Here is a 17,518-nt window from a genome sequence, read left to right as displayed (position 1 = left end):
GAAGTTTTAACTAGTCACATCCGTTAAAACAACAAACATTGTGATTTCTACCTTGCTTTTTTTATACAAAAAAACACCTCTCCGCCAGAAGAAGTGTTTGAAACATTGAAAAAATAAATTTTAACGTTTTGAGAACTGTCCTGCTTTACGAGCCTTTTTAAGACCGTATTTCTTACGTTCCTTCATACGAGGGTCACGAGTTAAGAGACCAGCACGTTTTAAAGGTGTACGGAAGTCAGGATCTACATCGAGCAATGCACGTGCGATTCCATGACGAATAGCACCTGATTGTCCAGAGAAACCACCACCATTAACGTTTACAAGAACATCATAAGTACCTGTTGTTTCTGTAACTTCGAATGGTTGGATAACAACTTGACGCAAGTTAGCAAATGGGATGTAATCTTCAATTGCTTTATCATTTACAGTAATTTTACCTGTTCCGGGTACAAGACGTACACGGGCAACAGAGTTTTTACGGCGACCAGTGCCGCGATATTGTGCTTCTGCCAAAATTCGTTTCCTCCTTAAATTAAGTTTGTGATATCAAGCTTTTCAGGTTGTTGAGCTTGATGATCATGATCTTCGCCAGCGTAGACATGTAATTTGAGTCCCATTTTATGACCAAGAGAGTTATGAGGAAGCATCCCTTTAACTGACATCTCAATTAATCTTTCAGGAGTCTTATCACGAACTTCACCAGCAGTCTTGGTTTTTAAGCCGCCTGGGTGATTAGAATGGTGATAATAGAATTTACGTGTTGCTTTACGACCTGTTAATTTGATGTTTGCTGCATTCACAACGATGACAAAGTCACCTGTATCAACGTTAGGTGTGAATGTTGGTTTATTTTTACCGCGTAAAATAGATGCAACTGTACTTGCTAGACGTCCCAAAGGAATGTCTGTAGCATCTACTACGTACCATTTGCGATCTACCTCGCCTGGTTTTGCTAAATATGTTGTACGCACTTGTAATTCCTCCAATTTCTGTTTTGTTTAACTCAACTTTAAATAAGTTTCCGGGGCCTATTTGTGGAGGTAAACAATACCAAATTTAATTTTACTAATTTACACCACTAAAGTCAATAATCATTTACCAAAATTCTTTGGATAATAGACTTTTTTTAAATAAAGACCACTTGCTGGGGCAGTTACACGCGCCTGATCACGATTTTTCACCTTAAGGAGCCGAATAATATCATGTTCCGGGCGTTTGCCACTCCCAATTTCAATTAGGACCGACACCATAATCCGGACCATATTATAAAGAAATCCACTTCCATAAAATTCAAAAACAATTTCATTTTGCGCTTCATCGTAAACCGCAGTTGCTTCATAAATTTCCCGAATATTTGTCTTTGTGTGCCCACCAGCAGCACAAAAGCTTGAAAAATCGTGCTCACCAATCAAATCTGGTAACGCCGTCTGAATGGCCTGCAGGTCTAGTGGAAACTTCCAGTGAGCCGTATAATTGCGTTTAAATGGATCGACAAACTCACCTAACGCCAAGCGATACCGATATCTTTTTCCTTGTGTTCCATAGCGAGCATGAAACTCTGAGGTTACTTGCTGAGCTTCTAACACCTCAATATCCAATGGCAAAATACTATTCAAGGCGTGGATCATGGCGTTATCAGACAAAGAAAAAGGAATATCGAAATGAACAACTTGACCCAAGGCATGAACGCCCGCGTCCGTTCTACCAGATCCATACACTTTGATTAATTTGGCCGGTTTTTTAGCAATTTTATTTACAGCTCGTTCCAAAGTTTCTTCCACCGTGCGCTGTTTTGGTTGTTTTTGAAAGCCTGCAAAATTGGTGCCATCATAGGCAATCGTAATTTTATAACGATACATAAAAATCTCCTTAAAGTAATCGTAGCGCGAATACACTTGCCGTCATTAATAAATAGACTAAACTCGCAATCGTATCACGATTCCCCCATTTTAATTGGCGATACTTAGTTCTTCCCGTTCCTCCTTGGTAGCCACGTGCTTCCATCGCGGTGGCAAGATCCTCGGCCCGATTAAACGCGCTCACAAATAGTGGAATCAGGATGGGAATAATTTTCTTTAAACGTTGCACAATGTTGCCTGTCCCAAAATCAACACCTCGGGCTCGCTGCGCATTCATAATTGTTTCCGTTTCATCCATCAACGTCGGTACGAACCGTAAGGCAATCGAAAGCATCAACGCGACTTCATAAACAGGAAAATGTATCTTTCGAAGCGGCATCAACAAAGATTCTAGGGCATCAGAAATCTGAATTGGTGAAGTAGAAAGTGTCAAAAGGGTTGAAATTAAAATAATCAGTGTAAAACGGACAAAAATGTATGCCGCATTTAAAATTCCCAAACTCGTAATGGAAAAAATCCCCCACTGCCAATATAAATGACCACCGGTACCGAAAAATATTTGAATAACCATAGTGAAGGCAATAATCCAAAGCAGGGGCATTATTCCCTCAACAAAAAGTTTAAAATTAATTTTGGAAGCTAGAATACTTAGAAACGCCACGATTGTCATTAATAAGTAAATCCACCAACTATTCGCAAAAAAAATAACAATCACGTATAGGAAGCTTAGAACTAGTTTTGACCGGGGATCCATGCGATGTACAAAAGAGTCTAGCGGAATATAACGACCAAATAGGATTTTATTCATGCGTTTGGCCTCTCTTCTTAAACAAATCGGCTATGTCATCAGCCAACTCCGACTCCGTTAACGGAAACTGGGTGAAATGAAAGCCGCGTTTCTGCATTTCAAAGGCAAATTCGGTACTAGCTGGCACATCCAATTGTTTTTCATGTAGCCATTCGACATCGGCAAAAACAGTTCGTGGACTGCCTTCTTTAACAATCTTCCCGGCCTCCATCACAATCACATGATCTGCATAATTAGCGACATCTTCCATTTGATGAGTAACCAAAACAATGGTAAATTTTTGCGTGTTTTGAAGTTTCGTAAAAAGCTGCATAATTTCACGACGGCCCCTGGGATCTAAGCCTGCCGTGGGTTCATCAAGCACCAGAACTTCGGGCTGCATAGCTAAGACACCCGCAATCGCAACGCGTCGCATTTGACCACCTGATAATTCGAAAGGTGATCGGGAAAGCACCTCTGCAGGCAACCCTACTAATCCAGCCATTCTTTTAGCAACTTGGCTTGCTTCTTCAGTGGTATTACCAAAATTTTCTGGTCCAAAAGCAATATCTTTTTCTACCGTCTCCGCAAAAAGCTGTTTTTCAGGAAACTGAAATACAATGCCCACTTTTTTTCTTAACGGCTTCAGATTCTTGTTACTGGTTTCAGAAGTGATCGCAGTATCACCGATCAGGACCGTACCACCAGTAGGTTTCAAAAGCGCATTTAAATGCTGCAGGAGCGTCGATTTGCCGCTTCCTGTGTGTCCAATTATCGCAGTAACCGAATTATCCTCAATTTTTGTGGAGATATTTTTCAAAGCTTCAAATTCAAAAGGCGTATCAGGCGAATAGGTGTAAGTTACTTCTTTAAAAGTGATTGCCATAACCAGTCCACCATTCCTTTCTCATCAAAATAAGCTTCCGGCGTTTTCACCTGACGCTGCTTTAACTCCCTTTTTAATCTCTGGGAATAAGGAACATCTAATCCCAACTGCAATAACAGCTCACTATGGTTATAGATAGTTTCCGGAGTACCTGTACGAATTACTTTACCATCGTTTAAAACAATGACCTTGTCCGCATCGGTTGTTTCATCCATTTCATGGGTAATGGACAACACGGTGATTCCCAAACGTTTCTTTAATTTACGAATCACGTTTATAATTTCTCGCCGACCCACTGGATCCAACATACTGGTTGCTTCGTCCAAAATAATAATTTTAGGCTGCATGGCGATCACTCCGGCAAGTGCCACTCGCTGTTTTTGCCCTCCAGATAACTGATCAGGTTGTTTGTGACGAAACTCGCTCATCTGAACTTCTTCTAGTGCCTGCATCACGCGTTCGTGCATTTCATCATGCGGAATCGCCATGTTTTCCAGACCAAAGGCCACATCGTCTTCCACAGTGGCCCCCACGAATTGATTATCCGGATTCTGAAAGATCATGCCAATTTTGTTACGAACTTCCCAAACACTTTCTTCTGCGAGTTCAGTACCTTCAACCCAAATTTGTCCTTGTTTAAAATCAATCAGTCCGTCCAACGCTTGAGCTAGTGTACTTTTCCCACTGCCGTTATGACCAACGATCGCTACCCACTCACCGCTTGAAATCGTAAAAGAGACGTCATCTAAAGCAGGTTGACTATTTTTAGAATATGCATATGTTAAGTGTGCAACTTTAATCACTTCATTCATCCGAGAACATTCCTTTGATAGGTATTTTTTCTATTTTAACATACCCAAACGCACTAACCAGTATACTTATGCTTTTATGTAGATACAAAAAAATCACTGAAAAGAAGTGATAGTTAATACAACGTATTAACCGTGGGCTAGACTCGGAATAAATTCCAACATCATTACACCCTACCACAACTTCTAGTGATAAATTTGTTAATTTAAAAAATTAAATATTCGATTGAATATTTAGTCAACAAATTCCAAGATAACCATTGGTGCAGCGTCTCCGCGGCGAGGCATTGTCTTAAGAATTCGTGTATACCCACCATTACGGTCAGCATAACGAGTAGCTAAATCATCAAACAATTTTTGAAGTGCAGAAGTAACTTTAACCTCGTCAGCATCTTCAGAAACATCAGCAACTACATTGCGAAGAAAAGCAGCAGCCTGACGACGTGCATGTAAATCACCGCGTTTGCTTAATGTAATCATTTTATCAGTAGTTGAACGAACTTCTTTTGCGCGTGCTTCAGTTGTAACGATCTTTTCATTAACAATTAAGTTAGTGGTCAAGTCACGAAGTAAAGCCTTGCGTTGTGAACTCGTACGACCTAATTTACGATAGCCCATGAATGGAAACCCTCCTTATAATTAGTCTTCATTGCGTAATGAAAGTCCAAGGTCAGTTAATTTAACTTTAACCTCTTCAAGGGATTTACGCCCAAAGTTTCTAACTTTCATCATTTGTGCTTCAGTTTTGTCAGTTAATTCCTGAACAGTATTGATTCCAGCACGTTTCAAACAATTGTATGAACGAACTGACAAATCAAGCTCTTCGATGGACATCTCTAACATTTTTTCTTTATGTGTTTCTTCCTTTTCGACCATGATTTCAGCATCTTTAGCTTCATCTGTTAAATTAACAAATAGAGCCAAATGTTCAGTAAGAATTTTTGCTGAAAGACTAGTAGCCTCACTAGGACTAATGGAACCATCGGTCCAAACATCCAAAGTAAGCTTATCATAGTCATCCCGTTGACCAACACGTGTGTTCTCAACTTGATAATTGACACGCTCGATTGGGGTATAAATGGAATCGATTGGAAGCACACCAATTGGCATATCATCCTTGCGAGCCTTATTTTCATCAGCTGAAACATAACCACGACCCGTATCAGCTGTCAATATAGCATGAAAAGTCACGCCATCAGCAACGGTACAGATATACTGATCTGGATTAAGAATCTCAACATCACTGTCACCTTGAATGTCACCAGCAGTGACGGTAGCAGGACCCTTAACATCAATCTCTAAAGATTTTTCATCATCACTTTCGATCTTTAAAGAAACCTTTTTAATGTTTAAGATGATTTGTGTGACATCTTCAACTACGCCTTCAATTGTTGAAAACTCATGAAGAACGCCATCAATTTGAATGCTTGTAACCGCCGCACCCGGTAATGATGACAACAAAATACGACGCAAAGAATTGCCTAATGTTGTTCCGTACCCACGTTCGAGCGGTTCAACGACAAACTTGCCGTAATTGATATTCTCATCAATTTTATGAATGTTTGGTTTTTCAAATTCGATCATTCTTATCTTTACCCCTTTCAAAACGCGTTGTGCATATTAACTCTGAATGCATCATGAAGTTAGCCCTCAAAAAATTGACGCACTATACACGACGGCGCTTTGGAGGACGAGAACCATTATGAGGAACTGGTGTGACATCGCGAATTGCGGATACTTCTAATCCAGTGGATTGGAGTGCCCGAATAGCAGCTTCACGACCAGAACCAGGACCCTTAACAGCAACTTCAACGGATTTCATTCCATGTTCCATAGCTGCTTTAGCTGCAGCTTCTGCAGCCATTTGGGCAGCAAATGGAGTCGACTTACGACTACCTTTGAATCCAAGTGAACCTGCTGATGACCATGCAACAGCATTTCCTTGAGGATCTGTAATCATAACTAATGTATTGTTAAAAGTTGAGTGAATATGTGCCACTCCAGCTTCGATGTTCTTTCTTACTCGACGTTTACGAGAAGTTTTTCTGGTTGCCAATATGCTAGCCTCCTTTATTTATTATTTCTTTCTACCGGCAATTGATACCTTTTTGCCTTTACGAGTTCGTGCGTTGTTCTTCGTGTTTTGACCACGAACTGGAAGTCCACGACGATGACGCATGCCACGGTATGAACCGATTTCTTGAAGACGTTTGATATCAAGACTTACTGAACGACGAAGATCTCCTTCTACACGATAGTTATCTACTTGTGCACGAACTTTATCTTCATCATCAGCAGCAAGATCACGAACACGGACATCTTCAGAGACACCTGCATCCTTTAAGATCTTGACAGCTGTTGTATTTCCGATACCAAAAATATATGTTAAAGCAATCACGATTCGTTTATCACGTGGTAAATCAACACCTGCAATACGAGCCATTAAATTTCACCTCCAGCTTAATTATTTTCCTTGACGTTGTTTGTGTTTTGGATTTGCTGAGCAAATAACCATAACGCGTCCTTTACGTTTAATTACTTTACAATGTTCACACATTGGTTTTACTGATGGACGTACTTTCATGAATATTCCTCCTAATAAAACGTTAAAAACTTATCTGAAACGATAGGTAATACGACCCTTTGAAAGGTCATATGGTGACATTTCCACAGTTACTTTGTCACCTGGAAGAATACGAATATAATGCATCCGAATTTTTCCAGAAACATGTGCCAATATCTCATGACCGTTTTCGAGTTCCACCTTAAACATCGCGTTCGGTAAAGTTTCTTTAACTTTACCTTCAATTTCAATGACATTATCTTTTGCCACTAAATGTGCCTCCCATTTTTACTGTCTTTTTTACAAATTCATTTCGTTCAAGCGCTTATTGTGCATAAAAGTACTATAAGCTAAACCTGAACAAGTTTACCATAAGGTAATTTCATTTGCAAACAAACAAAATTAACTGGTAATAATGAACAGGCAAGCATTAAATAGCTCGTAATACCTTTTGAATTTCTCGGTATACATCGTTGATATCTTGATCACCATTAACTGTATACAATAATTTCTTATCATTATAAAAATCAATGAGTGGTGTATTCAGCTTTGTATTAACCTCAATACGATTTTTTACGGTTTCGGGTTTATCATCTTCACGTTGGTAAAATTCATGGTGACCACAAACGTCACAAGTTCCTTCTACCTTAGGCTTGTTGTACAACTTATGATAAGTTGCACCACAGTTCTTACAGATGAATCGACCTGACAAACGTTCAACTAGCACATCTGCATCAACATGAATGTTGATAACTGCACTAATTGGCTTATTAAGCTTTGCAGTCATTGAATCCAATGCCTGTGCCTGCTCGAGATTTCTTGGGTATCCATCCAGCATAAAGCCGACTTTTGTATCGTCTTCAGCTAAACGATCCGCCACAATACCGTCTGTAACAGAATCAGGAACTAAATTACCTTGGTCAATGTATTTTTTTGCTTCAAGTCCCATTTCAGTTTCATTTTTCATTGCTGCACGGAAAATGTCACCCGTGGAAATATGAGGAATTTCAAATTCATCAACTATTTTTTGTGCTTGCGTACCTTTACCAGCACCAGGTAATCCCATTAATACAAGATTAAGTGTAGACATATTATCTTTGCCCTCCGTTTTTAATCGGTTTGCTCTGGTGTCCTAATAAATCCGACGTATTCACGCTTCATCATTAAGCCATCAATTTGACTGATAATTTCAATCGCAACACCAACAACAATTAGTAAACTCGTTCCGCCTAATCCAATTGATTCATCTAAGTTCCACAGGTCTTGCGCAATTAAAGGAATTAGTGAAACTAATCCTAAGAATAACGAACCCACAACTGATAAACGAATCAAAAGTTGAGATACATAACTCTGCGTCTCATGACCAGGCCAAACTCCAGGAATATAACTCCCTTGTTTTTGAAGATTCTCTGCCAGCTTTTCCGGATTAACCTGAACAAAAGCATAGAAGAATGTGAATACAACAATCAAGAAAGTATATAGAATTGCACCATCTGTTGTCTGCATATTGAATACATCTGACAACACTTTGTACCAAGTATCTTGCGCATGGTTATTCGCAAAAGCCATCAAAATAGTTTGAGGCGTTGCGATAAACGAACTTGCAAAAATAACAGGGATAACACCAGCTACGTTAACCTTTAACGGTAAGTAACTGCTGTCTGAAGCTCCAGAAGCACGGCGAGTGTACTGAATTGGCACACGACGACTAGCTTGTTGAACCCAAGTGACAAATATAACAATAACTAAAACTGCGATAATCAGCGCACCAACGAATAAGAAACTGCTCCACCAATCACTTTTTGCCGTATCGACAAATTGTTCTTGATAAATTTGATACATACTTGTTGGTGTCCGAGCAATAATCCCGGCAAAAATTAGAATTGAAACCCCGTTTCCGAGGCCCCGGTCAGTAATCATATCACCCAACCAAGTTGCTAACATTGTACCACCAGTCAAAATCAATCCAATTGTAATGTAAGTTTGAACACTTGGATTTTCGACTAGATTTAAACTACTTAAAGCATTAAATCCGGCTGTAATTCCGACTGACTGAACAAATGCCAAGATAATAGTTAAATATCTTGTAGCTTGATTTAGCTTTCGACGTCCAACCTCTCCTTGTTTACTCCACTCTACAAATCTGGGCACGATGTCCATTTGTAAAAGTTGAATAACAATTTGAGCCGTGATATATGGGGAAACCCCCATCGCAAAAATAGAGTAATTGGATAGGCCACCACCACTAAATGTATTTAGAATGCCAACCAATCCGGAGGAAGCAACACTTTGTAATGCTTTGGCGTTAATCCCAGGAACTGTGATATACGCACCTAAACGATAAACAATCAAAACACCTAGTGTAAACAGAATTTTATTTCTAATATCCTTTACTTTAAAAGCGTTTTTGATAGTCGATAGCATTAAATCACCTCAGTTTTGCCGCCTGCAGCTTCAATTGCTTTTACTGCACTTTCTGAGAACTTGTTAGCCTTAACTGTAAGTTTCTTTGATAACTCACCACTACCAAGAACTTTAACACCGCTAAGTGCTTTCTTAACAGCTCCAGCCTTTAAAAGTGCTTCAGGTGTAATTTCTGCACCCTCATCAAAGGCGTTTAAGTCATTAAGATTAACGATCGCATATTCCTTACGGTTAATGTTAGTAAATCCACGTTTTGGAATACGACGATAAAGTGGCATTTGCCCACCTTCAAAGCCCAAACGAACCTTGCTACGTGCTTTTTGTCCCTTTTGACCACGACCAGATGTTTTACCATTACCAGATGATGTTCCACGGCCAAGACGGTTACGTTCGCGACGTGAACCTTCGCTAGGTTTTAATTCATTTAACTTCATAAGTTTCAGCACCTCCTAACTAATTTAAATTATTTAACTTCTTCAACTTCGATTAAATGGGCAATAAGGAAAATTGCACCACGAGTCGCCTCATTATTAGGTAAGACAACTGAGCTGTTAACCCGTCCCAAACCTAATTCTTTAACAATTTTGCGTTGCTTTGGGAGGCGATGTACCGCACTTTTAATAAGTGTAATTTTTAATTGAGCCATCATTGTTCCTCCTTATTCAGCCAAGTGATCTGCTGAAACGCCACGTAAAGCAGCAATTTCCTCAGCACTACGTAAACCTTTTAAGCCTTCAAATGTTGCACGAATAACGTTAACAGGTGTATTTGAACCTAAACGTTTACTTGTAACATCATCAACTCCTGCAAGTTCCATAACGGCACGAACAGCACCACCGGCTGCAACACCAGAACCTTCTTCAGCAGGCTTCAACAAAATTCGTCCGCCACCAAACTCACCGATGATTTCGTGAGGGATGGTTGTGCCAATAATTGGTACCTGGACCAAACTCTTTGTAGCATTTTCAACGGCTTTACGAATAGCTTCTGGAACTTCTTGAGCCTTACCAGTACCAAAACCAACGTGACCATTTTTATCGCCAACAACAACTAAAGCAGCAAAACGAAGACGACGTCCACCTTTAACAACCTTTGTTACACGATTGATAGAAACAACACGGTCTTCCAAGTCTAACTTTTCTGGATCGATATAATTCGACATGTACGGTATTCCCTCCTTATCTTAGAATTTAAGTCCATTTTCACGAGCTGCTTCAGCTAATGCTTCAACTCGTCCGTGGTATAAGTAACCGCCACGATCAAAAACGACCTTTTCGATTTTCTTTGCTGCTGCTCGTTTTGCAACTAAAGCACCAACAGAACTTGCTTGTTCAGCTTTTGAACCTTCACTAACTTCACTGTCCAATGTTGAGGCACTTGCTAGCGTTACACCCGCTACGTCGTCAATTACTTGAGCGTAGATGTTTTTATTTGAACGATATACATTTAAGCGTGGGCACTCTGCAGTCCCAGAAATCTTGCTACGAACACGTAAATGACGCTTTTGACGTGTTTTATTCTTATCTGGTTTTGAAATCACAATTTTCACCTCTAAAATTTTCTAATGATTAGCCTATGCGGCATTACTTACCAGTTTTACCTTCTTTAAGACGAACATATTCGCCAACATAGCGAACACCTTTACCTTTATAAGGTTCTGGAGAACGAACGGCACGAATTTCAGCAGCAAAATCGCCAACATGTTGTTTGCTAATTCCACTAACATTAACGTGTGTATTGTCAGGAACTTCTAACTCAATATCAGCAGGAGTTTCTAATTCAACAGGGTTGGAATAACCTAAGTTCAAAACTAAAGTCTTACCTTTAAGTTGTGCACGATATCCAACACCAACCAATTGTAGTTCTTTCTTGTAACCCTTTGTAACTCCGTCAACCATGTTATTGAAGTTGGCACGAGTTGCACCATGTAAGGCACGCATTTTATTATCATTACTTGGGCGGTCAAACGTAACCACATTGTCTTTAACAGTCATTGTGATTTCCGTGCTAACAGTACGTGTTAATGTACCCTTAGGACCTTTGACAGTTACTTGATCACCATCGGCTTTAACTTCAACGCCTGATGGAATTTCTACAGCTTTATAACCAATACGACTCAATTTAATGGCACCTCCTTACTTTTAAAATTTTACCAAATGTAAGCTAAAACTTCGCCACCGACTTTTTTGGCACGAGCCTCTTTATCAGTGATTACACCCTCAGATGTTGAAATAATAGCAATACCTAAACCGTTTAAGACCTTAGGTACGTCATCAGCTTTAACATATGAACGTAAACCAGGTTTTGAAATACGTTTCAAGCCAGTAATAACGCGTTCTTTGTTTTTACCATATTTAAGAAATACACGAATAATACCTTGTTTGTCGTCATCGACATATTCGATATTTTTGATAAAGCCTTCATTCTTAAGAATTTCAGCAATATCTCGTTTGATTTTTGATGCAGGAACTTCCAATGATTCATGACGCACCATGTTGGCGTTACGAATACGTGTTAAGAAATCTGCAATAGGATCAGTCATAGACATTAATGTTTACCCTCCTTTTACTCCGGTATAATTTTACCAGCTTGCTTTTTTCATGCCAGGAATTTGGCCTTCATGAGCTAATTCGCGAAGGCAAATACGGCAAAGATGAAATTTACGATATACAGAGTGTGGACGGCCACAACGTTCACAACGTGTGTAGTTCTGTGTCGAATACTTTGCAGGACGTTGACTCTTAATAACTAATGATTTTTTTGCCAAGTTAATTGCTCCCTTCGTTTACTTTTCGAATGGCATTCCCATTTGTGCCAACAATTCACGAGATTCTTCATCTGTCTCTGCGGTTGTTACGATAACAATATCTAAACCACGTACATGGTTAACATTATCATAATCAATTTCAGGGAAGATTAATTGTTCACGAACCCCAAGTGTATAGTTACCACGACCATCAAATGCTTTAGCACTGATACCGTGGAAATCACGAACACGTGGTAAAGAAACGTTGATTAACTTATCTAAGAAGTCATACATACGTTCGCCACGAAGCGTAACTTTTGCACCAATAGACATACCTTCACGTAAACGGAAACCAGCAATTGATTTTTTAGCTTTTGTAACCAATGGTTTTTGACCAGAGATTAAAGTTAATTCTTCAACAGCCTCATCAAGGTTTTTAGCATTTGTTGTTGCATCACCAACACCCATGTTCAAGACGATTTTATCAACCTTAGGTGTTTGCATAACTGAAGTATATTCAAACTTCTTCATGAGTCCTGGGGTAACTTCTTTAACATATTTTTCTTTTAATCGGTTAGACATGAAAAATTTTTCCTCCTTTCATGAATTATTTATCGATTGTTTCGCCAGATTTTTTGGCAAAACGTACTTTTTTACCGTCTACTACTTTATAGCCTACACGAGTAGGTTCATTTGTAGATGGATCAATTAACATCACGTTTGAAGCATCAATTGCTGCTTCAACATCAATAATGCCACCTTGGGGATTAGTGTTGCTAGCTTTTTGATGTTTTTTAACTTTGTTTACGTCTTTTACAACAACGCGATTTTGTTTAGCAAGGATTTTTGTAATTGTTCCTTCCTTGCCCTTTTCTTTGCCGCTAATTACGCGAACTTTGTCACCATTTTTTACGAACATGTCGTGTTGCACCTCCTTCGATCCGATCCTTAATTACAATACTTCAGGGGCCAAAGAAACAATCTTCATGAAATCTTTGTCACGCAATTCACGTGCAACGGGGCCAAAGATACGTGTTCCTTGTGGGCTCTTATCATCTTTAATTAAAACTGCAGCATTTTCATCAAATTTGATGTATGAGCCATCAGCACGATGTGCACCAGTTTTTGTCCGAACAACTACAGCCTTGACAACGTCACCCTTTTTGACAACGCCACCTGGTGTTGCTTGTTTGACAGTAGCAACAATAATATCACCAATATAACCAAATTTAACACGAGAACCACCCAAAACTTTAATTACTAAAATCTCACGTGCTCCAGAATTATCAGCAACTTTTAAACGACTTTCTTGTTGGATCACAGTTAGTGTCCTCCTTCCATCTTTGTATCAGAATACGAGTTTAAATAACAAAATTTAGATAATAACTGCTTTTTCAACAATATCAATTAAACGGAAACGTTTTGTTGCGGACAACGGACGGGTTTCCATAACTTTTACGACATCGCCAATTTTAGCTTCATTATTTTCATCATGTGCTTTAATTTTCTTTGAATATTTAACACGTTTGCCATAAACAGGATGTTTTTTGGTAGTACTAATCTCAACAGTAATAGTTTTTTCCATTTTATCGGAAATAACTTTACCTTGATATACTTTACGAGCGTTACGTTCCTCACTCATGTGGTAAGTCCTCCCTTCGTATTCTTCTACTTACTTAACTCTTTTTGACGTAAAACAGTTTTGATTCGGGCAATGTTCTTACGAACTTGCTTTAAACGAGCTGTATTTTCTAATTGACCAGTAGCCAATTGGAAACGTAAATTGAAAAGCTCATCTTTATAATCTTGCTCCTTTTTAAGCATCTCATCAGTGGTTAATTCATTAATTTCTTTAGCCTTCATCTGATTCGCCACCTACTTCCTCGCGTTTGATGATCTTTGTTCTTACTGGTAATTTCATTGAAGCAAGACGTAATGATTCACGTGCAGTTTCTTCATCAACACCACCAACTTCAAACATCACTTTTTCGCGTTTCACTGGTGCTACCCAACCTTCGGGAGTACCTTTACCATTACCCATACGAACACCTACACCTTTTGAAGTGTAAGACTTATGAGGGAAAATTTTGATCCAAACTTTACCGCCACGTTTCATGTGACGGTTCATAGCAACACGGGCTGCTTCAATTTGACGGTTTGAGATCCAATGTGAATCTAAAGCCTGTAAACCAAAATCGCCGAATGTAACAGTTTTACCGCCTTTTGCGGCACCACGCATCTTACCACGATGCACACGACGGAACTTAACTCGTTTTGGTACTAGCATGATTATTTCCCTCCTTGTTCTTTAGAATTTCCTTTGGAACTCTTTGCTTCTGGCAAGATTTCTCCACGGTAGATCCAAGTTTTAACACCTAAACGACCGTATGTTGTGCTTGCTTCGACCCAAGCATAATCAACGTCAGCACGTAATGTGTGCAAAGGTACTGTTCCTTCAGAGTAATGCTCAACACGGGACATATCTGCTCCGTTTAATCGTCCAGCAACTTGGGTTTTGATACCCTTAGCGCCTGAACGCATTGTACGTTGCATTGCTTGTTTCATTGCTCGACGGAAAGCGACACGGCCTTCTAGTTGAGCAGCAATGTTTTCGCCAACTAATTTAGCATCTAAATCAGGTTTCTTAATTTCAATAATATTAATATGAACTCGTTTACCTGTAAGCTCATTTAATTGTTTCCGTAAGCTTTCTACTTCGGATCCGCCTTTTCCAATGACCATACCTGGTTTTGCGGTATGGATAGAAACGTTAACGCGATTTGCAGCACGTTCGATTTCTACATTGGAAACAGATGCGTCGGCAAGCTTAGTTGAGATGAATTTACGAATTTGTAAATCTTCACGCAAGTAGTTAGCAAAATCTTTTTCAGCATACCATTTTGCTTCCCAGTCACGGATGATACCAACACGAAATCCATTTGGATTTACTTTTTGACCCACGCGTGTTCCCTCCTATTTCTCAGATACGACTACTGTAATATGACTTGTTCTCTTGTTGATTGGTGAAGCAGAACCTTTTGCCCGTGGACGGAAACGTTTTAACGTTGGTCCTTCATTGACATAAGCTTCACTTACAACCAAATCTTCGCGATCTAAATCAAAGTTATTTTCAGCATTCGCTACAGCAGACATTAAAACTTTTTCTACTACTGGCGATGCGCCTCTTGGTGTAAATTTAAGAGTTGCAATTGCTTCTGCGACGCTTTTTCCTCTAATAAGATCAACTACTAAACGAACCTTACGAGCGGCAATGCGAACAGTTTTTGCAGTTGCATGTGCAGATGTTACTTGTTCAGCCATGATTCATCCTCCTTATTTAGCAGTTGTCTTTTTATCGTCGGTACCATTACCATGACCATGGAATGTACGCGTTGGTACAAACTCGCCAAGCTTATGGCCAACCATGTCATCTTGAATATAAACTGGGACATGCTTTCTGCCATCATAGACAGCAATTGTATAACCGATAAAACTTGGGAAAATTGTAGAACGACGTGACCATGTTTTAATTACAGATTTCTTTTCTTGATCTTTTTGTGCATCGATCTTTTTCAAAAGATGTTCATCTGCAAATGGTCCTTTTTTTAAACTACGACCCATTATGAAACCTCCTTTAGGGAAATTTTCAACTAAATATTACCTAAGCGACCGCGTTTACGACCACGAACAATAAATTTATTTGATTTATTCCGTTTGTTACGTGTCTTCTTACCAATAGTCTTCTTACCCCAAGGTGAAAGAGGTGATGGACGACCAATTGGTGCTTTACCTTCACCACCACCATGAGGATGATCGTTAGGGTTCATTACAGATCCACGAACATGTGGACGTTGTCCAGCATAGCGAGTACGGCCAGCTTTACCAACATTAACAAGTTCATGTTCTTCATTACCAACAGCACCAATAGTTGCACGGCCAGTAGATAAGATCATACGAACTTCTGATGAAGCTAAACGTACAAGAACATATTTTCCTTCTTTACCAAGCAATTGAGCTGAAGCACCAGCAGAACGAGCCAATTGGCCACCCTTGCCAGGCTTTAATTCGATGTTGTGAATAATAGTACCAACAGGAATATTGGTTAATGGTAATGTATTTCCAACTTTAATATCTGCATCAGGTCCAGATTGAACTTTGTCACCAACCTTCAATCCTTTTGGTGCAATGATGTATGCCTTAACACCATCATCATAGCCAATTAAAGCAATGTTAGCAGTACGATTTGGATCGTATTCAATGGCTTTAACTGTTGCAGCAACATCATCTTTGATTCGTTTGAAATCAATAACACGATATTGACGCTTGTTACCACCGCCACGATGACGAACTGTCATTCGACCAGAGTTATTACGACCGGCCGTATGTTTTTGAGACTCAAGTAACGATTTTTCAGGAGTCGTCTTGGTGATTTCGCTATAATCAAGCTGCGTCATACCACGACGAGCATTTGTCGTTGGTTTAAACTTCTTAATCCCCACGTGTTTTTCCTCCTATATTTTATTAATTATTCTTCGTCGAATAATTTGATTTCTTTTGAGTCAGCAGACAAAGTGACAATTGCCTTACGACGTTTCTTAGTATAACCAGAATAACGTCCCTGACGCTTCAATTTACCTTTAACATTCATAACATTTACTTTAACAACTTTAACATCAAAAACGTCTTCAACAGCTTTTCTAACTTCTGTCTTCGTTGCACGAGTATCAACATCGAATGTATAGCGTTTATTGTCCATTTCAGCCATTGATGATTCAGTGACGACTGGACGTAAAATAATATCACGTGATTCCATTATGCGAGAGCCTCCTCTACTTGAGAAAGAGCCTTTTTAGTGATAATAAGCTTATCGCTGTTGATAACATCTAATACATTAACACCACTTGGTGAAACGATTTTGATGTTTTCAAGATTGCGAGCTGCACGAGCAGTTGCTTCGTTATCTTCTTCAAGGACTAATAATGCTTTCGTCGAAACTTTTAAGCTGTCGAGTGATTGGGCAAATGCCTTTGTCTTTGGTTGTTCAAAGCTGTAATCATCAACAACTAACAAACTGTCATCCAATACTTTTTGTGAAAGTACTGACTTCAGTGCTAAACGACGCATTTTCTTTGGCAACTTGTAAGCATATGAACGAGGTGTGGGACCGAAGACGATACCACCGCCACGCCATTGTGGTGAACGGATTGAACCTTGTCGTGCTCGACCAGTTCCCTTTTGACGCCACGGCTTTCTTCCACCACCACGAACTGCACTACGGTTTTTAACAGCATGTGTGCCTTGGCGCATTGATGCGCGTTGCATAATCACAGCTTCAAAAATCACATTATCGTTTGGTGTGATACCAAAAATGTCTGAGTTAAGTTCAACGTCGCCATTTTTTGTACCATCTTGTTTAAATAAAGATACGCTTGTCATTTAATTTA

The 17,518-nt window shown here is 39.4% G+C and carries 33 protein-coding genes; all 33 read right to left on the bottom strand.

The annotated features are described in order from the left end of the window. Window positions 1-120 precede the first annotated feature (120 nt). The gene (gene rpsI / locus PI20285_RS02725) at window positions 121-513 is read right to left on the bottom strand and encodes a 30S ribosomal protein S9 (RefSeq protein ID WP_057771913.1); all 393 of its coding nucleotides are present in this window, start codon (window positions 511-513) and stop codon (window positions 121-123) included. 14 nt (window positions 514-527) lie between these two features. Then, complete coding sequence (gene rplM / locus PI20285_RS02720) at window positions 528-971, bottom strand: 50S ribosomal protein L13 (protein WP_057771912.1); 444 nt, start codon at window positions 969-971, stop codon at window positions 528-530. A 120-nt stretch (window positions 972-1,091) separates the two neighbouring features. After that, window positions 1,092-1,859, bottom strand: a complete 768-nt coding sequence (gene truA / locus PI20285_RS02715) for a tRNA pseudouridine(38-40) synthase TruA (RefSeq protein WP_057771910.1) — start codon at window positions 1,857-1,859, stop codon at window positions 1,092-1,094. Between the two features lie 10 nt (window positions 1,860-1,869). Further along, a complete protein-coding gene (locus tag PI20285_RS02710) occupies window positions 1,870-2,667 on the bottom strand; it encodes an energy-coupling factor transporter transmembrane component T family protein (protein ID WP_057771908.1) in 798 nt (265 codons plus the stop codon). Next, a complete protein-coding gene (locus tag PI20285_RS02705) occupies window positions 2,660-3,532 on the bottom strand; it encodes an energy-coupling factor ABC transporter ATP-binding protein (protein WP_057771907.1) in 873 nt (290 codons plus the stop codon). The genes PI20285_RS02710 and PI20285_RS02705 overlap by 8 nt, the downstream gene beginning before the upstream one ends. Further along, window positions 3,508-4,344: an energy-coupling factor ABC transporter ATP-binding protein gene (locus PI20285_RS02700; RefSeq protein ID WP_057771906.1), complete on the bottom strand. Its 837-nt coding sequence runs from the start codon at window positions 4,342-4,344 to the stop codon at window positions 3,508-3,510. Before PI20285_RS02700 ends, PI20285_RS02705 begins: the two co-directional genes overlap by 25 nt. A 231-nt stretch (window positions 4,345-4,575) precedes the next feature. After that, window positions 4,576-4,959 carry a 50S ribosomal protein L17 gene (gene rplQ / locus PI20285_RS02695; RefSeq protein WP_057771904.1) on the bottom strand — a complete coding sequence of 128 codons (384 nt, stop codon included), beginning with the start codon at window positions 4,957-4,959 and terminating at the stop codon, window positions 4,576-4,578. Between the two features lie 21 nt (window positions 4,960-4,980). Then, a complete protein-coding gene (locus PI20285_RS02690; RefSeq protein ID WP_057771901.1) occupies window positions 4,981-5,925 on the bottom strand; it encodes a DNA-directed RNA polymerase subunit alpha in 945 nt (314 codons plus the stop codon). An 82-nt stretch (window positions 5,926-6,007) separates the two neighbouring features. Further along, window positions 6,008-6,397, bottom strand: a complete 390-nt coding sequence (gene rpsK, locus PI20285_RS02685) for a 30S ribosomal protein S11 (protein WP_057771899.1) — start codon at window positions 6,395-6,397, stop codon at window positions 6,008-6,010. 21 nt (window positions 6,398-6,418) lie between these two features. After that, the gene (gene rpsM / locus PI20285_RS02680; protein ID WP_057771897.1) at window positions 6,419-6,784 is read right to left on the bottom strand and encodes a 30S ribosomal protein S13; all 366 of its coding nucleotides are present in this window, start codon (window positions 6,782-6,784) and stop codon (window positions 6,419-6,421) included. 21 nt (window positions 6,785-6,805) lie between these two features. Further along, window positions 6,806-6,925: a 50S ribosomal protein L36 gene (gene rpmJ / locus PI20285_RS02675; protein ID WP_011668476.1), complete on the bottom strand. Its 120-nt coding sequence runs from the start codon at window positions 6,923-6,925 to the stop codon at window positions 6,806-6,808. A 30-nt stretch (window positions 6,926-6,955) separates the two neighbouring features. Beyond that, a complete protein-coding gene (gene infA, locus PI20285_RS02670) occupies window positions 6,956-7,174 on the bottom strand; it encodes a translation initiation factor IF-1 (protein WP_057771895.1) in 219 nt (72 codons plus the stop codon). Window positions 7,175-7,334: 160 nt separating this feature from the next. After that, window positions 7,335-7,994, bottom strand: a complete 660-nt coding sequence (locus PI20285_RS02665; protein WP_057771893.1) for an adenylate kinase — start codon at window positions 7,992-7,994, stop codon at window positions 7,335-7,337. A 20-nt stretch (window positions 7,995-8,014) separates the two neighbouring features. Beyond that, window positions 8,015-9,328, bottom strand: coding sequence for a preprotein translocase subunit SecY (gene secY, locus PI20285_RS02660; RefSeq protein ID WP_057771891.1), 1,314 nt, complete (start codon window positions 9,326-9,328; stop codon window positions 8,015-8,017). Further along, window positions 9,328-9,762: a 50S ribosomal protein L15 gene (gene rplO / locus PI20285_RS02655; protein WP_057771889.1), complete on the bottom strand. Its 435-nt coding sequence runs from the start codon at window positions 9,760-9,762 to the stop codon at window positions 9,328-9,330. Before rplO ends, secY begins: the two co-directional genes overlap by 1 nt. Before the next feature lie 29 nt (window positions 9,763-9,791). Continuing rightward, the gene (gene rpmD, locus PI20285_RS02650; protein ID WP_046871311.1) at window positions 9,792-9,974 is read right to left on the bottom strand and encodes a 50S ribosomal protein L30; all 183 of its coding nucleotides are present in this window, start codon (window positions 9,972-9,974) and stop codon (window positions 9,792-9,794) included. Between the two features lie 12 nt (window positions 9,975-9,986). Next, the gene (gene rpsE, locus PI20285_RS02645; protein WP_057771887.1) at window positions 9,987-10,490 is read right to left on the bottom strand and encodes a 30S ribosomal protein S5; all 504 of its coding nucleotides are present in this window, start codon (window positions 10,488-10,490) and stop codon (window positions 9,987-9,989) included. Window positions 10,491-10,511: 21 nt separating this feature from the next. Then, window positions 10,512-10,877, bottom strand: coding sequence for a 50S ribosomal protein L18 (rplR, locus tag PI20285_RS02640; protein WP_057771885.1), 366 nt, complete (start codon window positions 10,875-10,877; stop codon window positions 10,512-10,514). A gap of 34 nt (window positions 10,878-10,911) precedes the next feature. After that, a complete protein-coding gene (gene rplF, locus PI20285_RS02635) occupies window positions 10,912-11,448 on the bottom strand; it encodes a 50S ribosomal protein L6 (protein ID WP_057771883.1) in 537 nt (178 codons plus the stop codon). Window positions 11,449-11,477: 29 nt separating this feature from the next. After that, entirely contained in the window at window positions 11,478-11,876 is a 399-nt protein-coding gene (rpsH, locus tag PI20285_RS02630; protein ID WP_057771881.1) for a 30S ribosomal protein S8, read from the bottom strand. A 33-nt stretch (window positions 11,877-11,909) separates the two neighbouring features. Beyond that, entirely contained in the window at window positions 11,910-12,095 is a 186-nt protein-coding gene (locus PI20285_RS02625) for a type Z 30S ribosomal protein S14 (protein ID WP_074693903.1), read from the bottom strand. A gap of 18 nt (window positions 12,096-12,113) precedes the next feature. After that, window positions 12,114-12,656: a 50S ribosomal protein L5 gene (gene rplE, locus PI20285_RS02620; RefSeq protein ID WP_057771880.1), complete on the bottom strand. Its 543-nt coding sequence runs from the start codon at window positions 12,654-12,656 to the stop codon at window positions 12,114-12,116. 25 nt (window positions 12,657-12,681) lie between these two features. Beyond that, window positions 12,682-12,993, bottom strand: coding sequence for a 50S ribosomal protein L24 (rplX, locus tag PI20285_RS02615; protein WP_057771877.1), 312 nt, complete (start codon window positions 12,991-12,993; stop codon window positions 12,682-12,684). Between the two features lie 33 nt (window positions 12,994-13,026). Then, the gene (gene rplN, locus PI20285_RS02610) at window positions 13,027-13,395 is read right to left on the bottom strand and encodes a 50S ribosomal protein L14 (protein ID WP_057771875.1); all 369 of its coding nucleotides are present in this window, start codon (window positions 13,393-13,395) and stop codon (window positions 13,027-13,029) included. A 54-nt stretch (window positions 13,396-13,449) separates the two neighbouring features. Next, the gene (gene rpsQ, locus PI20285_RS02605) at window positions 13,450-13,716 is read right to left on the bottom strand and encodes a 30S ribosomal protein S17 (protein WP_057771873.1); all 267 of its coding nucleotides are present in this window, start codon (window positions 13,714-13,716) and stop codon (window positions 13,450-13,452) included. 26 nt (window positions 13,717-13,742) lie between these two features. Continuing rightward, window positions 13,743-13,937, bottom strand: a complete 195-nt coding sequence (gene rpmC, locus PI20285_RS02600) for a 50S ribosomal protein L29 (protein ID WP_046871302.1) — start codon at window positions 13,935-13,937, stop codon at window positions 13,743-13,745. Beyond that, window positions 13,927-14,361 (bottom strand): 50S ribosomal protein L16, encoded by a 435-nt coding sequence (gene rplP / locus PI20285_RS02595; protein ID WP_057771871.1) that lies wholly within the window; start codon window positions 14,359-14,361, stop codon window positions 13,927-13,929. The genes rpmC and rplP overlap by 11 nt, the downstream gene beginning before the upstream one ends. A gap of 2 nt (window positions 14,362-14,363) precedes the next feature. Next, on the bottom strand, window positions 14,364-15,035 hold the full coding sequence (rpsC, locus tag PI20285_RS02590; RefSeq protein ID WP_057771869.1) for a 30S ribosomal protein S3: 672 nt from the start codon (window positions 15,033-15,035) through the stop codon (window positions 14,364-14,366). A gap of 12 nt (window positions 15,036-15,047) precedes the next feature. Further along, window positions 15,048-15,395, bottom strand: coding sequence for a 50S ribosomal protein L22 (gene rplV, locus PI20285_RS02585; RefSeq protein WP_057751157.1), 348 nt, complete (start codon window positions 15,393-15,395; stop codon window positions 15,048-15,050). A gap of 12 nt (window positions 15,396-15,407) precedes the next feature. Next, window positions 15,408-15,695 carry a 30S ribosomal protein S19 gene (rpsS, locus tag PI20285_RS02580; protein ID WP_057771867.1) on the bottom strand — a complete coding sequence of 96 codons (288 nt, stop codon included), beginning with the start codon at window positions 15,693-15,695 and terminating at the stop codon, window positions 15,408-15,410. Window positions 15,696-15,724: 29 nt separating this feature from the next. After that, on the bottom strand, window positions 15,725-16,573 hold the full coding sequence (gene rplB, locus PI20285_RS02575; protein WP_057771865.1) for a 50S ribosomal protein L2: 849 nt from the start codon (window positions 16,571-16,573) through the stop codon (window positions 15,725-15,727). A 26-nt stretch (window positions 16,574-16,599) separates the two neighbouring features. Beyond that, window positions 16,600-16,887, bottom strand: a complete 288-nt coding sequence (rplW, locus tag PI20285_RS02570; RefSeq protein WP_057771863.1) for a 50S ribosomal protein L23 — start codon at window positions 16,885-16,887, stop codon at window positions 16,600-16,602. Next, window positions 16,887-17,510, bottom strand: a complete 624-nt coding sequence (rplD, locus tag PI20285_RS02565) for a 50S ribosomal protein L4 (protein WP_057771860.1) — start codon at window positions 17,508-17,510, stop codon at window positions 16,887-16,889. The genes rplW and rplD overlap by 1 nt, the downstream gene beginning before the upstream one ends. Window positions 17,511-17,518: the final 8 nt, after the last annotated feature.

The sequence above is a fragment of the Pediococcus inopinatus genome (assembly GCF_002982135.1).
In the GTDB taxonomy this organism is placed as follows: Bacteria; Bacillota; Bacilli; order Lactobacillales; family Lactobacillaceae; genus Pediococcus; species Pediococcus inopinatus.
Note: the sequence above shows the minus strand (reverse complement) of the source record. Positions and strands in the feature narration are given on the sequence as shown.

What these genes read in the sequence shown, in the direction of transcription:
- rplW (WP_057771863.1), bottom strand. Translation starts at nt 16,887, where the DNA reads ATGGAATCACGTGATATTATTTTACGTCCAGTCGTCACTGAATCATCA.
- rpmC (WP_046871302.1), bottom strand. Translation starts at nt 13,937, where the DNA reads ATGAAGGCTAAAGAAATTAATGAATTAACCACTGATGAGATGCTTAAA.
- PI20285_RS02705 (WP_057771907.1), bottom strand. Translation starts at nt 3,532, where the DNA reads ATGGCAATCACTTTTAAAGAAGTAACTTACACCTATTCGCCTGATACG.
- PI20285_RS02690 (WP_057771901.1), bottom strand. Translation starts at nt 5,925, where the DNA reads ATGATCGAATTTGAAAAACCAAACATTCATAAAATTGATGAGAATATC.
- PI20285_RS02710 (WP_057771908.1), bottom strand. Translation starts at nt 2,667, where the DNA reads ATGAATAAAATCCTATTTGGTCGTTATATTCCGCTAGACTCTTTTGTA.
- truA (WP_057771910.1), bottom strand. Translation starts at nt 1,859, where the DNA reads ATGTATCGTTATAAAATTACGATTGCCTATGATGGCACCAATTTTGCA.
- rpsM (WP_057771897.1), bottom strand. Translation starts at nt 6,784, where the DNA reads ATGGCTCGTATTGCAGGTGTTGATTTACCACGTGATAAACGAATCGTG.
- rpsE (WP_057771887.1), bottom strand. Translation starts at nt 10,490, where the DNA reads ATGTCGAATTATATCGATCCAGAAAAGTTAGACTTGGAAGACCGTGTT.
- rpsH (WP_057771881.1), bottom strand. Translation starts at nt 11,876, where the DNA reads ATGTCTATGACTGATCCTATTGCAGATTTCTTAACACGTATTCGTAAC.
- rplQ (WP_057771904.1), bottom strand. Translation starts at nt 4,959, where the DNA reads ATGGGCTATCGTAAATTAGGTCGTACGAGTTCACAACGCAAGGCTTTA.
- PI20285_RS02700 (WP_057771906.1), bottom strand. Translation starts at nt 4,344, where the DNA reads ATGAATGAAGTGATTAAAGTTGCACACTTAACATATGCATATTCTAAA.
- rplD (WP_057771860.1), bottom strand. Translation starts at nt 17,510, where the DNA reads ATGACAAGCGTATCTTTATTTAAACAAGATGGTACAAAAAATGGCGAC.
- rpsS (WP_057771867.1), bottom strand. Translation starts at nt 15,695, where the DNA reads ATGGGTCGTAGTTTAAAAAAAGGACCATTTGCAGATGAACATCTTTTG.
- rplP (WP_057771871.1), bottom strand. Translation starts at nt 14,361, where the DNA reads ATGCTAGTACCAAAACGAGTTAAGTTCCGTCGTGTGCATCGTGGTAAG.
- rplX (WP_057771877.1), bottom strand. Translation starts at nt 12,993, where the DNA reads ATGTTCGTAAAAAATGGTGACAAAGTTCGCGTAATTAGCGGCAAAGAA.
- rplV (WP_057751157.1), bottom strand. Translation starts at nt 15,395, where the DNA reads ATGGCTGAACAAGTAACATCTGCACATGCAACTGCAAAAACTGTTCGC.
- rplO (WP_057771889.1), bottom strand. Translation starts at nt 9,762, where the DNA reads ATGAAGTTAAATGAATTAAAACCTAGCGAAGGTTCACGTCGCGAACGT.
- rpmJ (WP_011668476.1), bottom strand. Translation starts at nt 6,925, where the DNA reads ATGAAAGTACGTCCATCAGTAAAACCAATGTGTGAACATTGTAAAGTA.
- rpmD (WP_046871311.1), bottom strand. Translation starts at nt 9,974, where the DNA reads ATGGCTCAATTAAAAATTACACTTATTAAAAGTGCGGTACATCGCCTC.
- rpsQ (WP_057771873.1), bottom strand. Translation starts at nt 13,716, where the DNA reads ATGAGTGAGGAACGTAACGCTCGTAAAGTATATCAAGGTAAAGTTATT.
- rplE (WP_057771880.1), bottom strand. Translation starts at nt 12,656, where the DNA reads ATGTCTAACCGATTAAAAGAAAAATATGTTAAAGAAGTTACCCCAGGA.
- PI20285_RS02665 (WP_057771893.1), bottom strand. Translation starts at nt 7,994, where the DNA reads ATGTCTACACTTAATCTTGTATTAATGGGATTACCTGGTGCTGGTAAA.
- secY (WP_057771891.1), bottom strand. Translation starts at nt 9,328, where the DNA reads ATGCTATCGACTATCAAAAACGCTTTTAAAGTAAAGGATATTAGAAAT.